We start from the raw sequence: 10,899 nt of genomic DNA, 5'->3' as shown, positions 1-10,899 counted from the left end.
GTCGGTTAGTCTAGTTCGTTAATTGCAATAGGTTGAATCATACAAAAAAAGCGCGCGAAAATTTTCTTTAGAAAGGGTTGAGGAATTAATATATTACTGCCTTTTAGTAGCGGAGACTCTCTTCAAAGATTCTTTTATTAAACTGTGATTTGCAAACGATATATATTTTTCCAATTAAAACGAAAAAAAAATGAGTTTCTAATTCGCTAGGTCCAATCTTGATTTATAAGAAGAGAAAGATTCGGATAGAAAATTTTCGCGCTTGATGAGATTTCCCTTTCGACTAATATCTATAACAATAGAAACCTACTGCAATTAACATTCGCTTACCGCTACGCTTCGGCACTCACGGCCTCGCTCGGTCTCCGACACATTCCTCTCCGGCACGATTTTTGCCTCCGCAAATATCGCGCCGACGCTAACGCCTCATACTGAGGCTCAGCTACGAGGAACGTCGGTAAGCTTTTTCGTTATACGACATCACCTGAAATTAAATTCTGAATATAATATCGATTGACAACAGTATCGCTTTACGTTAGTATACAATAGTGATTCTAAGTTTTGCTGACAAAAAAACTGAAAAAGTTTGGAAAGGTGAGTTTTCTAAAGATTTACCAACTGAAGTTCAGAACCAAGGCAGAAAAAAGCTTAGGATGGTAAATAATGCTCAAAATATAGAAGATTTAAAAGTTCCTCCTGGCAATAAACTTGAGCCTTTAAAAGGCGATAGGAAAGGTCAGTACAGCATACGTATTAATGATCAATGGCGTATCTGCTTTAATTGGGATGGAAATAATGCTTCTTTACTAGAAATTGTTGATTACCATTAAGAAAGGAGATTATATGAAACGTTTACCAAACATCCATCCGGGACAAATTCTATTGGAAGAGTTTCTTACTCCCTTAAAAATCACTGCATATCGACTTGCGAAGGAAACTGGTATTCCGCAAACGAGAATCAGTCAAATTCTACTATATAAAAGATCTGTTTCTGCTGATACCGCAATTCGGTTATCGAAATTCTTCGGAACTACTCCGCAGTTCTGGCTTGGTTTACAAAATGATTACGATTTGGAAGAAGAAATGTTAAAAAAACAGAAAGAATTTAACGGAATTCACAATTACAAAGATTTAGCAATAGCTTCTTAATTTTTTATCATTACAATGGTGACGTCGTATAACAGCGACTTAACGCTTCGTTTCGGGACTTGCGCCCTCACTCGGTCTTCGACACATTCCTCTCTGGAACTCCTCTTGCCTCCGCAAGCCTCGTTCCAGCCCCTAACGTCCCCTTCAGGGACTCAGGGTCGAGGAACGTCGTTAAGTCTAGTTCGTTATACGAAATCTCCAAAATTTACATCGAATTAAATAAATAAAGGATTGAAATGGTATCGGATTGATTAAAAATATAATTATCCGATATGAACCCAAATCTCATAAAAAGTATCGAAGGGAAAAAGAAGGAATTAGATAAACTAAGGCCTCTTCCTAAAGGAATTGTTAGTAAACTAAACGAACAATTCTATTTAGAGTGGACATACAACTCAAATGCCATTGAAGGAAATACTCTTAGCTTACAAGAAACGGATTTAGTTTTAAGACAAGGAATTACTATTGGGAACAAGAGCCTCAGGGAGCATTTTGAAGTTTTAAATCACAAAGAAGGAATTTACTTCCTCGAAGAAATAATAAAGAAAAAAACCTTCATATCAGTAAATCTAATTCGAGAAATTCATGGGAAAATATTAAAGAATATTGATGATGAACAGGCTGGAGTCTTTAGAAGTACCAATGTTAGAATCACGGGAGCTTCTCATATACCTCCCAGTGCAGGAAAAATATATGATCTAGTAATGGAATTAGTTGAATGGTATTATATAAATTATAAATCAATATCAATACCAGAAATAGCTGCGTGGATGCATTACAAACTAGTATTCATACATCCTTTCATTGACGGAAATGGAAGAACTGCAAGGCTTTTAATGAATCTAATTCTTATGCAGGAAGGTTACCCTCCAGCAGTTATTCTACATCTCGATAGAAAAAAATATTATAAAGTTCTACGAGAAGCTGATAAGGGAAATCCATCAACATTCCTTGATTTTGTTGGACGCTCAATTGAAAGATCTTTGATAATTTATCTTAATGCTCTTAGACCAGATTCTTCAAATGAAAAACAGGGATACATCACCCTAAAGGAAGCAACCAAATATTGCAATTTTTCATTAGAATATCTTTCTTTACTTGCAAGAACCGGAAAGCTATCAGCTGTAAAATTTAATAGAAATTGGATGACGACTATCCAAGCAGTTCAAACTTACCTAGAAGAAACCTCTATAAAGAAAAATTAAATGTCTACATTGGAGACTTCGTATAACAACGACTTACCGCTACGCTTCGGCACAAGGCCTCGCTCGGCCTGCGGCAAATTGTCCTCCTGTCACTCGTTTGCAGCCGCAAACTACGTGCCAGTCCCTAACGTCCCATTCCGGGACTCAGGGTCGGACAACTTCGGTAAGTCTAGTTCGTTAATTGCAATAGGTTAAATCATATAAAAAAAACGCGCGAAAATTTTCTTTAGAAAGGGTTGAGGAATTAATATATTACTGCCTTTAAGTAGTGGAAACTCTCTTCAAATATACTTTTATCAAACTGTGATTTGCTAAAGATTTATATTTTTCCATTAAATGAAGAAAGATGAGTTTTTAATTCACTAGTTCCAATATAAATTTATAAAAAAAGAAAGATTCGGATCGAAAATTTTCGCGCTTGATGAGATTTCCCTTTCGACTATTATCTTTTTCTGCAGAAACCTACTGCAATTAACATCCGCTTACCGCTGCGCTTCGGCACTTACGGCCTCGCTCGGTCTCCGACACATTCCTCTCCGGCACGATTTTTTGCCTCCGCAAAAATCGCGCCGACGCTAACGCCTCCTACAGAGGCTCAGCTTCGAGGAACGTCGGTAAGCTTTTTCGTTATGCGCCATTTTTATAAACCAATATGAATATCAAAGACATCGCTAAAAATATATTGCCAGTGACAAGAGAGATAGGCTTTTTCAACCATATTCTTACGGGAATATTCATTAATTCAAAAACCTTATTTCAGAAACAGACCTTTACAGAGGAAGAAGCAAAACAAATCGAGAATAAGGCAGCATTTTATTTAACAATTAATGAAAAATCAGATTTAAAAATTTATCACAAAAAGTTAAGTTTCATTAATCGATTGCATACTACCACAGTTTATGATCATGAACTACGCCATTACCATGATTTCTTACTTTCCGTTCATGGAAGTGAGCAACTTGTTAAATTTGTCGATCTAAATAGCAATTTTTTAGAAATACTAAATTTAATTGGATTTCTTCATCAAAAAAATAAAAATAAAAATATTTATGTACCACTACTAGATTGGATTCAAACTGAAAAAGAATTTATTTCGGAAGAGTTCTATTCAGAAATAATGAAATTCAAAGAACATTTTTACCAGCATAATAACTATTCTAGAGACTCCACTTTAAATGTTCATGATATTTACGAAGGTTTAGCAATTATCCAGCAGGCCCAATGCATACATCAATATTTTGGTAAAAATTGTTGTGAATTATTTATTCAAAATTACCTGCAAAAAAAAGAGACAAACTCTTATAATAAAATTATTAAATTCTTTTATAAGAAATATGGTAAACTAGATTTAAAATTGATTGCTACTATACTTTTCCATTCATTAAACGGTGATCTTAGCAGTAGAAAAGTAGAATATTTCCCTAATAATCGATTAAGGGAAATATTAAAATATATAGAAAGTATACAAGGTGAAATTTCTGGTAATAACATCCTATCAATTTTAGAGGAATTCTATAAAAAATTTAATTTAATTTCGCCAAAGGATGCTATTATAAAAAATTACAAAATAAATTTTAAAAATTTTTTAAAAGTAAAAAAGCAAATTAATTTAGGCGCCGAAATATATGGATTTAAAGAAGAATACTATATTGAATATTTTAAACTTAGAAAAAAAATAATAAGAGAATATCTGAAATCAGAAATATTTTATACTGAACCAAACCACTACAATCAGATAAAAAAAAATCTACCAATTCCGAAGGTATATTACTACGTTTATAATATTGCCTATATCAAAGACAAAAATATTAAAATATTTTCTGTCAAAAACTCAGAGAAATTCAAAATTATTCTCACTTCAAAAAAATATGGTCCTTTACTCTTCGAAATTAAATCAGCAGAATCCTCGATTTCCTTAGACTCGGACGAATTTTTTCTTAGAGCCAATTTTCTAAATATCATCATCTTAGGAATTTGGAAAAGCTCTTTTGCACTTTTAATGAAAAAGATCCTAGAGAGAAATTTTAATGTCAATATATTAGATAAAAACGGCGCATAACAGCGACTAACCGCTTCACTTCGGGACTTACGCCCTCGTTCGGTCTGCGACACATAGGCTTTTGTCACTCCTCTTGCTTACGCAAGCGTCGTGCCAATCCCTAACGTCCCATTCGGGACTCAGGGCCAGCCTACGTCGGTTAGTCTAGTTCGTTATGCGAAATTGTATTAAATTCATTCAATTAGAACCGCGAGATAAAAAATGAAAAAAAAAATTATTCTAAAACTATTAATAGTAAGTTTGTCATCAACAAATTGTATTACTAAAATAAGATCAGTCGATGACTTAGTAAAGTATGATCAGTCTATAAAATTATTAAAAAATGACAGAATATTCAAAGTTTCGATAAATTGCCAATATTGGATTAAAGATATTAAGAATATCGAAGATTATTCAAATATAATCAACAGTGAAAAATGCGAAGAAGAAGAATTAAAAGCTGAAGTCATAGGCGAAAACGAGGAATTTTATGCTGCGAAAGTATTAGGCTTAAAAGATCCATTGATTGTATTCTCAACAAAATCGTATGTGTTAACTAGAAAAATTGAAGATGATTATTACAAGGAAGAATGCACAGGCTTGTCTACTTTATATGAATTTGATCAATCAATCATTAATCCCTTCGCTTATAAAGACAAGTGCTTCAGGCTAAATTTTTATATTAAAATGATAAAAATGCCTAGCGAAAAGGAAGGATTTTTTATTATTGCAAACAGAGTAAATGTCTATCTTTACTTTAAATCGCCATATACTAAATTAATATCACCAGGCTTTACTTTGAAATCAAAAGGAACCTTTATAAAAAGTCTCTCAGGCAAGGAATTTCCAGAATATACCGTTATTCGAACCAATTAAAAAATTATGAAAAATATAATTACATTTACCCTATTTTTTATATCATGCTATTCAAGTCAAATACACGAAGAAAATGATTTACTCAATAAATTTCCCGATATAAATAAATTTTCCAAGGAAAAAATGTTTAGTGTTTCATTTCATTGCAATGAATGGTATACAAATCCAGATTTTATTAAAAATAACCTAAGAGAAAATTCCATATATACACTTTGTAAATACAGTGATGATAAAAAAAGAATTAGGACGAATATAATAGGAAGTATAGGAGAACTATACGTAAGTAAAATGTTGAATTATCCCTTTCTTTTTACAACTAAAGAGGTTATAAATAAAAGAAAGAAACTAGACGAAATTGAATCTCAAAATTGCGTCGGCGAAATACATGGTGATGAACAATTCATGGTAGCCTTGAGAAATCCCCTAGCATTCAAAGGCGAATGTATTAACATTATTCTTTCTATCTTTTATATGAAAACGGCAGTATCTGAAAAAAATGTAATATTCAAATTAACCAACGAACCTGAATTTTTAATCTCAAATTTCGATGGCTTTAAAGAAAGTAATAAGTTAAAAGTAACATTAAAAGTATTAGGATGGTATATTTACAATTATGATACTGTTCCTCATTTTCAAATAATTACTAGTGAAAATTTTTACACTATTTATTAATTTAAAAAAAATACAACTTCGCATAACAGCGACTTACCGCTACGCTTCGGCACAAGGCCTCGCTCGGCCTCCGGCAAATTCCCCTTCTGGCATTCGCCTTGCGTTCGCAAGCTACATGCCAGTCCCTAACGTCCCTCCGGGACTCAGGGTCGGGGAACTTCGGTAAGTCTAGTTCGTTACACGCAATCGCTTAAAATTTAACCGGAAAAGGCAATATACAAACAAATACTCAAGTAAATCAATTTGACAAATCCAAATTATTCATCAAAATTGAACCATGAGCCTTTTGCAGATAGAGATTCCGGATCATCTACTTTTAGCAATAAATGAAACAGAAGATTCACTAAAGAATGATTTGAAATTTGAATTTGCTAAACACCTTTTTACTAAGGGTAGATTTACTTTAACGCAAGCCGCTGAGTTCTCATCTTTAGATCTAAAAACTTTTATGCAAAAAATATCGCGAGACGGAATACCAGTTATTGATTATGATTCCGATGACCTAGATTCCGAATTTTCTTTATTAAAATAGAATTACTTTGATAATTATTGCGGACTCTTCTCCCCTAATTTCACTAGCTATTATCAAAAAGCTACATCTTCTAGATGACATTTTTCAAGAAATCATCGTTCCTTTCTCAGTTTACGAAGAAATTGCTCAGACAGACAAAAAATTCAGTTCCACGTTACAAGAATGGACTAAACCCTATATAAAAAGATGTAACAATATTGAGGCATTTAACGCTTATAAACTTTCACTGGGAAAAGGTGAATCAGAAGCTATCGTCCTTTCGAAAGAATTTAAAAATAGTATTTTATTACTCGATGATAAAAAAGCCAGAAAAGTAGCTAAATTAGAAAATCAAAAAGTAATTGGGACTATTGGAATTCTCATTTCTGCAAAAGATAAGGGATTAATTTCTGAAATTAAAAGTTCATTAATGCTCCTGGAAGAACATGAAATCCATCTTTCCAAAGCATTAATAGAAAAAGCACTACAAATGACTGGCGAATAAGCGACTGCGTGTAACAGCGGGGAAACGCTGCGCTTCGGCACTCACGGCCTCGCTTGGTCTACGACACATTGTCCTCCGTCACGCTTCTCGCTCCGCAAGAAGGCGCGCCGACGCTAACGCCTCCTCCAGAGGCTCAGCTACGGACAACGTCGTCTCCCCTAGTTCGTTAGTTGCAATTTTCAATCAGACCAAAAAAGAATTGAAATCTCAAACGATATATTGTAGGTTGGCAAATGATTTGAAAACACAGCAAAATGCTTGTAATGTTCTTATCAAAAAGACAAAGTAAACTAAATTTATGGAGAATAAAAAATAATGTCTGAAAATCAATCTAACGCCCCCAAAAAATCTGTTTCATATGAATCAAGAAGTTTTTTTGATCATTTATTAATAATATGCTGCACCTGCGGATTAGGTTACATCTGCTATGGTTGTCGGAAAAAAAGTGTTACAAGGAATTACCAGTAATTTGAAAAGATTAATAAATGTTCTAAGAAAACTTATTGGAACATTTATTTCTTTAACATTTATTGTTTTAATAAATTATCCACTAATAATCTGCCTTTCAATAATTGCACTGATTGTATATCCATTCAGAAGAGACGGTAAATATTCAAGAATTATTCTATATTACTATGTAATTATTCATTCATATATTTTCAATTTATCTGTTGATGAAATCGAATTTAATAAATCAGCTAAACCTTATTTAATATTAATGAATTTCAATTCACCGATTGACTTCTTCGCTGTTTTGAAAGCTTTCAAGCATAATATTGCATTTATTCTTAGATACCATAACTTTTATATACCATTCTTTGGTTGGACGATTCATACTGCTCAATTCATAAAATTTCACCCAAAAAAACCCTACACTTTTCTAAATCATTCAATTAATTGCTTACGACATAAACAGCTATCAGTTTTACATTTTCCCGCCGGTTATAACGATATATTTGAGTGTCAAAAGTTGTTAAGTAACTATAAAAAGATTTTAGATAAAACAAACTGTGATATAATTGTTTTAAATTCAGAACATTTATACCCCACTAACAGTAGAAGTTTTTTTCCTTCAACCCGTATCAAACTAACAATATTAGATACAATTTCACACAGTGAATATTCAAAAATGAAATTTTTAGATTTAAATACAAGAATTTTAGATAAATTTCGAGGTTATAATGTACAAATCAGAAAAGAGTAGAATCATCGCATTAATTCTATGTATATTTGGAGGATTTTTCGGTCTTCACTTATTCTATGTCGGGAGAGGTAGACTAGGATTTATATATTTAGTTACTGGTGGCATAATAATGTTAGGATGGATTTTAGACATCGTATTAATCTTTACAGGTAATTTCAAAGACAATTTTGAAGCAAATTTATAAATTAAGCTAACTTTCTTTCCTCCATACATCACAAAATAATTAAAATAAAGAGATTCACTCAGAAATCTAATCTTAAATAGTGAAAACTGCAACTAACAGCGACTTACCGCTTCGCTTCGGCACAAGGCCTCGCTTGGCCTACGGCAAATTCCCCTTCTGGCATTCGCCTTGCTTCCGCAAGCTACATGCCAGTCCCTAACGTCCCGTTCCGGGACTCAGGGTCGGGGAACTTCGGTAAGTCTATTCGTTATGCGACATGGCTTAAACCTAATTCTTAAAATTAAAAATGGTATTTATGAACCGCAATAAGCAGAATACTGCAGTCATTTTGATCTATATAATAGGATTTACTATAGGAACTATATCACACTCGATTGATATTATAAAAATGGGATTACTAGGATATACATTTGCACCGTTTATACTTAATGCCTTTTGGTCATCATTAGTTTTCATTGATCCACTTGTAATTATCCTACTCTTTATTAATTTTAAAACCGCTATTGCAATAGCAGTCTTAGTTATGATTTTTGATATTTTATTTAATCTAATTTTTGGTTTATGTACATTGAATTATCCAATTTTATTAGGCTTAATAACTCAAGTTCCTTTCGGCATTTTCGTATTTTACACAGCAAATCATTTATTAAGAAGTGGTTCACTAAAAGACTATTTAAATTCAAAATTGAGTTGACATATTATATCATATTTGATATATAAATACCGTGACCTACAACGTTCAGCTTTTGGAACCTGCTGAAGATTTTCTTTTAAAATTAGAAAATAAGATTAAAGCAAAAGCTTTTAGAACTATAGAATTATTAAAGGAATTCGGACCTGAACTAAGGGAACCATTTTCCAAAAAAATAGCTGGATTCAACGGTTTATTTGAACTAAGAATTAAGCAGGGTTCCAATATTTGCAGATTCTTCTATTTTTTCGAAAGAGAAAAAATCATTATTATTACTTCTGGATTTATTAAAAAAGATCAAAAAACTAACCGTGATCAACTTGATAAAGCAAAGAAATTAATGAATCAATACAAAGGAGAAGCAACTTGAAACCAAAAACGAAAAATTTTGATTCTCTTTTAAAAAAAGAGATTAAAGAAAAGAATTTCAAAGCTGAGTATGATGCCTTAGCAAATGAATTTACTCTTGCCAAAGAAATTATTAAATTAAGAAAAAAAAGGCATTTAACTCAAAAAGATTTAGCGTTAAAAATAGGAACATCACAGCCTGCAATAGCAAGATTGGAATCAGGAAATTATAGAAATCTATCTTTATCCTTTATAAATAAACTTGCAAAAGCATTAGATGCAGAACCAGTCATACATCTAAAAAGCAAAAATATTTAGCAAAATAAGCCACGTCGCATAACAGCGACTTACCGCTACGCTTCGGCACAAGGCCTCGCTCGGCCTACGGCAAATTCCCTTTCTGTCACTCGCTTGCAAACGCAAGCTACGTGCCAGTCCCTAACGTCCCTCCGGGACTCAGGGTCAGGGAACTTCGGTAAGTCTAGTTCGTTATACGACATGCTTGGAAATATAAACTTTTAAATTTCAAATCTGTTTGATACAGACAAGGTAAGAAATGCAGAAAAGTCTTCATTTGAGGTCATTTCCTTTAATCAAAATATCTCTCAATTACCACTAATAGCGCTTGACACTAGTATCCTAATACACCAGCATTGACTTGTGATAAAATCCTTCAGAGATAAAGAAACTGAAGCAATTTGGAATGGTGCTTTATCTAAAAAATTTCCAAAGGATATTCAAAGAACCGCTAGAAGGAAAATGATCCATATCGATAGTGCTAAAAACGCTAGACGATTTAAAGACACCACCCGGAAATAGACTGCACCAGCTTACTGACGACCGATCTGGGCAACATTCAATAAGTATTAATATGAAATATAGAATCTGTTTTAACTGGAATAATGGCTCTGTCGAAAACGTTGAAATTGTAGATTATCATTAAGGAGATTCTGTATGAATAAAGAACTTATGAACATTCATCCTGGGGAAATTCTCTTAGAAGACTTTCTTAAACCTATGGAATTCTACGCGTATAAACTGGCACAAAGTACCCTTATCGATCAAAAAAGAATTAGTGAAATTATTCATGGAAAAAGAGCAATCACTGCAGATACGGCTTTACGATTCTCTAAATTCTTCGGAAATTCTCCTGAGTTCTGGCTCTCTATTCAAGCTCATTATGATTTAGAAATAAAACAGTATGAATTGAAAAATGAGTTAAGAGCAATAAAAAAATATAAAGAACTTAAAGCCAGTTAAACCCAAGCACGTCGTATAACAGCATCTAACCGCTTCGCTTCGGGACTTCGCCCTCGCTCGGTCTGCGACACATAGGCTTCTGGCACTCCCCTTGCATTCGCAAGTGTCGTGACCAGTCCCTAACGTCCCGTTCCGGGACTCAGGGCCAGCCTACGTCGGTTAGCCTAGTTCGTTATACGACAGTCAGCAAATGTATACCTCGGAACATAGGTAGCAGTCTACGCGTAAATATTCATTTTTATGAATTGACAAATAA

At 33.3% G+C, this 10,899-nt stretch carries 14 protein-coding genes and 1 pseudogene; all 15 read left to right on the top strand.

Annotated features, from left to right (window positions below; all coding sequences use genetic code 11):
- Positions 1–548 precede the first annotated feature (548 nt).
- The 15 genes and pseudogenes from LEP1GSC195_RS01565 (at position 549) to LEP1GSC195_RS01500 (ending at position 10,643) form a co-directional block, all read left to right on the top strand.
- Positions 549–830, top strand: a complete 282-nt coding sequence (locus tag LEP1GSC195_RS01565; protein ID WP_015679760.1) for a type II toxin-antitoxin system RelE/ParE family toxin — start codon at positions 549–551, stop codon at positions 828–830.
- A gap of 13 nt (positions 831–843) precedes the next feature.
- Positions 844–1,149 (top strand): HigA family addiction module antitoxin, encoded by a 306-nt coding sequence (locus tag LEP1GSC195_RS01560; protein ID WP_015679763.1) that lies wholly within the window; start codon positions 844–846, stop codon positions 1,147–1,149.
- 272 nt (positions 1,150–1,421) lie between these two features.
- Positions 1,422–2,354 carry a Fic family protein gene (locus tag LEP1GSC195_RS01555; RefSeq protein ID WP_015679765.1) on the top strand — a complete coding sequence of 311 codons (933 nt, stop codon included), beginning with the start codon at positions 1,422–1,424 and terminating at the stop codon, positions 2,352–2,354.
- A 652-nt stretch (positions 2,355–3,006) separates the two neighbouring features.
- The gene (locus LEP1GSC195_RS01550; protein ID WP_015679756.1) at positions 3,007–4,413 is read left to right on the top strand and encodes a hypothetical protein; all 1,407 of its coding nucleotides are present in this window, start codon (positions 3,007–3,009) and stop codon (positions 4,411–4,413) included.
- 201 nt (positions 4,414–4,614) lie between these two features.
- Positions 4,615–5,268, top strand: a complete 654-nt coding sequence (locus LEP1GSC195_RS01545) for a hypothetical protein (RefSeq protein WP_015679767.1) — start codon at positions 4,615–4,617, stop codon at positions 5,266–5,268.
- A gap of 6 nt (positions 5,269–5,274) precedes the next feature.
- On the top strand, positions 5,275–5,940 hold the full coding sequence (locus LEP1GSC195_RS01540) for a hypothetical protein (RefSeq protein WP_015679766.1): 666 nt from the start codon (positions 5,275–5,277) through the stop codon (positions 5,938–5,940).
- Positions 5,941–6,217: 277 nt separating this feature from the next.
- Positions 6,218–6,472: a UPF0175 family protein gene (locus LEP1GSC195_RS01535; protein ID WP_015679757.1), complete on the top strand. Its 255-nt coding sequence runs from the start codon at positions 6,218–6,220 to the stop codon at positions 6,470–6,472.
- Positions 6,473–6,479: 7 nt separating this feature from the next.
- On the top strand, positions 6,480–6,956 hold the full coding sequence (locus LEP1GSC195_RS01530; protein WP_015679762.1) for a DUF3368 domain-containing protein: 477 nt from the start codon (positions 6,480–6,482) through the stop codon (positions 6,954–6,956).
- 427 nt (positions 6,957–7,383) lie between these two features.
- The gene (locus LEP1GSC195_RS20250; protein WP_015679764.1) at positions 7,384–8,160 is read left to right on the top strand and encodes a 1-acyl-sn-glycerol-3-phosphate acyltransferase; all 777 of its coding nucleotides are present in this window, start codon (positions 7,384–7,386) and stop codon (positions 8,158–8,160) included.
- The gene (locus LEP1GSC195_RS20245; RefSeq protein WP_051122337.1) at positions 8,138–8,344 is read left to right on the top strand and encodes an NINE protein; all 207 of its coding nucleotides are present in this window, start codon (positions 8,138–8,140) and stop codon (positions 8,342–8,344) included. Before LEP1GSC195_RS20250 ends, LEP1GSC195_RS20245 begins: the two co-directional genes overlap by 23 nt.
- 295 nt (positions 8,345–8,639) lie before the next feature.
- The gene (locus LEP1GSC195_RS01515) at positions 8,640–9,038 is read left to right on the top strand and encodes a hypothetical protein (protein ID WP_232227612.1); all 399 of its coding nucleotides are present in this window, start codon (positions 8,640–8,642) and stop codon (positions 9,036–9,038) included.
- A gap of 52 nt (positions 9,039–9,090) precedes the next feature.
- Positions 9,091–9,405 carry a type II toxin-antitoxin system RelE/ParE family toxin gene (locus LEP1GSC195_RS01510; RefSeq protein WP_015679758.1) on the top strand — a complete coding sequence of 105 codons (315 nt, stop codon included), beginning with the start codon at positions 9,091–9,093 and terminating at the stop codon, positions 9,403–9,405.
- The gene (locus LEP1GSC195_RS01505) at positions 9,402–9,701 is read left to right on the top strand and encodes a helix-turn-helix domain-containing protein (protein WP_015679761.1); all 300 of its coding nucleotides are present in this window, start codon (positions 9,402–9,404) and stop codon (positions 9,699–9,701) included. The genes LEP1GSC195_RS01510 and LEP1GSC195_RS01505 overlap by 4 nt, the downstream gene beginning before the upstream one ends.
- A gap of 342 nt (positions 9,702–10,043) precedes the next feature.
- Positions 10,044–10,326, top strand: a pseudogene (locus tag LEP1GSC195_RS19415) (type II toxin-antitoxin system RelE/ParE family toxin).
- 11 nt (positions 10,327–10,337) lie between these two features.
- A complete protein-coding gene (locus LEP1GSC195_RS01500) occupies positions 10,338–10,643 on the top strand; it encodes a HigA family addiction module antitoxin (RefSeq protein ID WP_015679759.1) in 306 nt (101 codons plus the stop codon).
- The last annotated feature ends 256 nt before the right edge of the window (positions 10,644–10,899 follow it).

Source organism: Leptospira wolbachii serovar Codice str. CDC, from assembly GCF_000332515.2.
GTDB classification, from domain to species: domain Bacteria; phylum Spirochaetota; class Leptospiria; order Leptospirales; family Leptospiraceae; genus Leptospira_A; species Leptospira_A wolbachii.
Note: the sequence above shows the minus strand (reverse complement) of the source record. Positions and strands in the feature narration are given on the sequence as shown.

Coding starts and splice junctions, on each gene's coding strand:
- LEP1GSC195_RS01560 (WP_015679763.1), top strand. CDS start 844: ATGAAACGTTTACCAAACATCCATCCGGGACAAATTCTATTGGAAGAG.
- LEP1GSC195_RS01555 (WP_015679765.1), top strand. CDS start 1,422: ATGAACCCAAATCTCATAAAAAGTATCGAAGGGAAAAAGAAGGAATTA.
- LEP1GSC195_RS01550 (WP_015679756.1), top strand. CDS start 3,007: ATGAATATCAAAGACATCGCTAAAAATATATTGCCAGTGACAAGAGAG.
- LEP1GSC195_RS01545 (WP_015679767.1), top strand. CDS start 4,615: ATGAAAAAAAAAATTATTCTAAAACTATTAATAGTAAGTTTGTCATCA.
- LEP1GSC195_RS01540 (WP_015679766.1), top strand. CDS start 5,275: ATGAAAAATATAATTACATTTACCCTATTTTTTATATCATGCTATTCA.
- LEP1GSC195_RS01535 (WP_015679757.1), top strand. CDS start 6,218: ATGAGCCTTTTGCAGATAGAGATTCCGGATCATCTACTTTTAGCAATA.
- LEP1GSC195_RS20250 (WP_015679764.1), top strand. CDS start 7,384: ATGGTTGTCGGAAAAAAAGTGTTACAAGGAATTACCAGTAATTTGAAA.
- LEP1GSC195_RS20245 (WP_051122337.1), top strand. CDS start 8,138: ATGTACAAATCAGAAAAGAGTAGAATCATCGCATTAATTCTATGTATA.
- LEP1GSC195_RS01515 (WP_232227612.1), top strand. CDS start 8,640: ATGAACCGCAATAAGCAGAATACTGCAGTCATTTTGATCTATATAATA.
- LEP1GSC195_RS01500 (WP_015679759.1), top strand. CDS start 10,338: ATGAATAAAGAACTTATGAACATTCATCCTGGGGAAATTCTCTTAGAA.